Origin of the sequence: Actinophytocola sp., assembly GCF_035712165.1 — a bacterium.
GTDB lineage: Bacteria > Actinomycetota > Actinomycetes > Mycobacteriales > Pseudonocardiaceae > DASYTH01.
On sequence record NZ_DASTBH010000500.1, the window covers coordinates 1 to 2,151 of the forward strand.

5 protein-coding genes are annotated in these 2,151 nt (G+C 71.6%); 3 read left to right on the top strand and 2 right to left on the bottom strand.

Going from position 1 to position 2,151, the window contains the following annotated elements; all coding sequences use genetic code 11:
• The 3 genes from VFO68_RS28370 to VFO68_RS28380 form a co-directional block, all read left to right on the top strand.
• The coding region (locus tag VFO68_RS28370) for a hypothetical protein (protein WP_325161469.1) at nt 1-216 on the top strand (216 nt) is incomplete at its 5' end.
• 78 nt (nt 217-294) lie between these two features.
• Nucleotides 295-690 (top strand): STAS domain-containing protein, encoded by a 396-nt coding sequence (locus VFO68_RS28375; RefSeq protein WP_325161470.1) that lies wholly within the window; start codon nt 295-297, stop codon nt 688-690.
• 137 nt (nt 691-827) lie between these two features.
• Nucleotides 828-1,277, top strand: a complete 450-nt coding sequence (locus VFO68_RS28380; protein WP_325161471.1) for an ATP-binding protein — start codon at nt 828-830, stop codon at nt 1,275-1,277.
• Here VFO68_RS28380 and VFO68_RS28385 read toward each other — a convergent pair.
• Nucleotides 1,218-2,042: an alpha/beta hydrolase gene (locus tag VFO68_RS28385; RefSeq protein WP_325161472.1), complete on the bottom strand. Its 825-nt coding sequence runs from the start codon at nt 2,040-2,042 to the stop codon at nt 1,218-1,220. The two genes, VFO68_RS28380 and VFO68_RS28385, sit on opposite strands and share 60 nt — an antisense overlap.
• Before the next feature lie 4 nt (nt 2,043-2,046).
• On the bottom strand, nt 2,047-2,151 hold a 105-nt coding region (locus VFO68_RS28390), incomplete at its 5' end, for a LuxR C-terminal-related transcriptional regulator (RefSeq protein WP_325161473.1).

The following is a 2,151-nucleotide window of genomic DNA, read 5'->3' on the forward strand; positions in this document are numbered from 1 at the left end:
CCGGACGAGACCGCCGGCCCGGAGTCCGCCGCCTCGGCGCCGCCGTCCGCGACCGAGCCGGCCGCGCCCACGGGCACCGAGACGCCGCCCGAGACCGCGGAGGCCAAGGCCGCCAAGGAGGCGGAAAAGGCCGCCGACAAGGCCGCCAAGGCCGAGGAGAAGGCCGTCAAGCAGGCCGCGAAGGGCAAGGAGCCCAAGGAGCCGACGGACAAGTAGGAGTGCCGGCGACCTGATACCGAAACGTGCCCGGCTGGTATCTGGGCGGGCCCGAAGGTCACGCGCTAATGTGCCGCCGTGCACAAGTCGGGGTCCGGTCACCAGGCGGCCGAGCAACTGACCGTCGCCAGTCGGACGGTGCGCGACGTCCTGGTCGTCGAACTGGCCGGTGAGATCGACATCGTCACCGCGGACCAGATGCAGGAGGCCGTGCTGGAGGCCGTCGAGGCGGCCACCCGCCTGGTCGTGGTCGACCTGACCGGGGTGAGCTTCCTCGGCTCCACCGGCCTGGCCGCGCTGGCCGAGGGTCACGCCCGGGCCCAGGACGGCCACAAATGGTTACGAATCGTGTCTGGATCGAACAACCACGCCGTGCGCCGGCCCATCGAGCTGACCGGCCTGGACCGGGTGTTCGCCATGTTCGAGCAGCTAGACGCTGCCATCTCAGCAGAGCTTGACCCGCCGTCCGCTTGAGACTCGCTGTCGTGGCGGCGGCCACGCCCCTCGCGCCGTTTTGCGCCGAAACGATCCGGGTACGCCGAGATCGAACGAGCGAGAGCCGGATCGGACGAGCACGAGAGCGTCTCCAAAACGGGAGGGCGTGCCGGGAGATGACAGCGATTGTCGAGGAGTACGAGGTGCTGAGCCTCAGCCTGCGCGCCAGGCAGGTGCCGCCGACGGCGGAGCTGCGCAGGTGGATCAGGACGCACCTGCCGGGCTTGGGCGATGACGTCGGCTACGACCTGCAGTTGATCTGCACCGAGCTGATCGCCAACGCCTACGAGCACGGGTCCATGCCCGGTCAGGTGCGGATCGAGGTGGCCGGCCCCAACCTGATCCGGGTGGAGGTGGACGACTCGTCCCGCCGGATGCCGGTGACGCGCCGGCGGACGGACAGCATCCGAGGTCGAGGTCTGCAGATGGTGGCCCAACTGGCCGCGCGGTGGGGCGTCCGGCGCACCACGACCGGCAAGACCGTGTGGGCCGAGGTGTATCCCGGCTCAGCCGACCCGGTCGGCGAGCGCCGTAACGGCGCCGATCACCTGCATGCCGTCGAGTAGTACGAGGTCGTTGTGGTCGGCGCCGGCCACCTCGACCGTCGTCACCGGTCCGGCCGCCGCGGCCGCCACGGCCCGGCTCTGTTCCGCCGGGATGACCGTGTCCGCGGTCCCGAGGACCACCACGGTCGGCACCGCGACCCGCCGAATCGTGGCCGCCACCGGGAACTCGTCCCGCAGCAGAGCCCGCACCGGCAGAAACGGATAGTGCACCGCGCCTGCGGAGGCGAGATCGACGAACGGTGACCGCAGCACCAGCCCGGCACATGGCCGCTGCGCCGCCAGCGCGGTGACCACCGCCGCCCCCAGACTCTCCCCGAAGAAGATCAACCTGTTCGGGCGCACCTCCTGCTCCTCGACCAGAAACCGGTAGGCCGCCTGGACGTCCAGCGCGAGCCCGGCCTCGGTCGGCTCGCCCGGATTGCCGCCGTAGCCGCGATACTCCAGCAGCAGCACGGACATCCCCTGCTGGCGAAGTGCCCGTGCCAGCGGTGCGCGCATCGACCGGTCGCCGGCGTTGCCCGGCGCGAACAAAACCGTCACGCCCCGGTCGTTCGCGGTGGCGGGCACCAGCCAGGCGGCCAGCCGCAGCCCGTCGGCGGTGTGCAGGGTGACCTCCCGCGCCCCGGGCAGCACCGTGCCGGCCGGCGGCGGTGCGGCCGTGGCCGGCAGGTAGATCAGCTTGCGCTGGACCAGGAAGAGCAGCGTGAGCAGCAGCGCGAGCACGACGACCAGACCGCCGAGCCCGTAGGCCAACCCGCGCACCACCGGGTCAGTCTCGCGCGAGCCCGCCGCGGTGACCGATCCGGGCCGCCTCCGTCCGGCTGGTCACGCCGAGCTTGCGCAGGATGTTCGACACGTGCACGCTCGCCGTCTT